The 753-nt window shown below is 42.8% G+C and carries 1 protein-coding gene; it reads left to right on the forward strand.

The features are described 5' to 3' along the window. The coding region (locus tag HC175_RS15700) for a histidine--tRNA ligase (protein WP_209310018.1) at positions 1–753 on the forward strand (753 nt) is incomplete at both ends.

A 753-nucleotide genomic window follows, 5' to 3' on the forward strand; every position in this document is an offset into this window, starting at 1 on the left:
TTCCATTCCCACGGGTACCCGGGATTTCTCTCCGGCCGAAGTGGCGAAAAGAAATCATATCATCAGCAACATAAGGGAGCAGTTTGAAAAATTCGGATTTCAGCCTATTGAAACTCCGAGTTTTGAAAACAGTGATACCCTTATGGGGAAGTATGGGGAGGAAGGGGACAGGCTTATATTCAAGATCCTTAATTCGGGAGATTTTTTACAGAAGGCCAATGAACAGGCTTATTCTGAAAGAGATAGCACAAAACTTACTTCTTCTATAAGTGAAAAAGCCCTGCGTTATGATCTTACTGTGCCATTTGCACGATACGTTGTGCAACACAGGAATGAGATAGAATTTCCTTTCAAGCGGTACCAGATCCAGCCTGTATGGCGGGCAGACAGGCCTCAAAAAGGGCGTTTTAGAGAATTCTTTCAGTGCGATGCCGATGTTGTGGGCAGCGACAGCCTTTGGCAGGAAGTGGAATTCGTTCAACTATATGATGCGGTTTTTACCGCATTGGGTTTAAATGGTGTGACCATCAAGATCAACAATAGAAAAGTGCTTTCGGGGTTTGCTGAGGTTATCGGAGAATCAGATAAGCTTATTGATTTCACGGTTGCCCTGGATAAACTTGATAAAATAGGGGAAGATGGCGTAAAGAAGGAGATGCAGGAGAAAGGAATTTCTTCGGAAGCTATAGAGAAGATTCAGAAGGTCTTTGGACTTAAAGGAACTTTTTCAGAAAAAATTGAGGTGCTAAAAGA

The sequence above is a fragment of the Salinimicrobium oceani genome, from assembly GCF_012037645.1.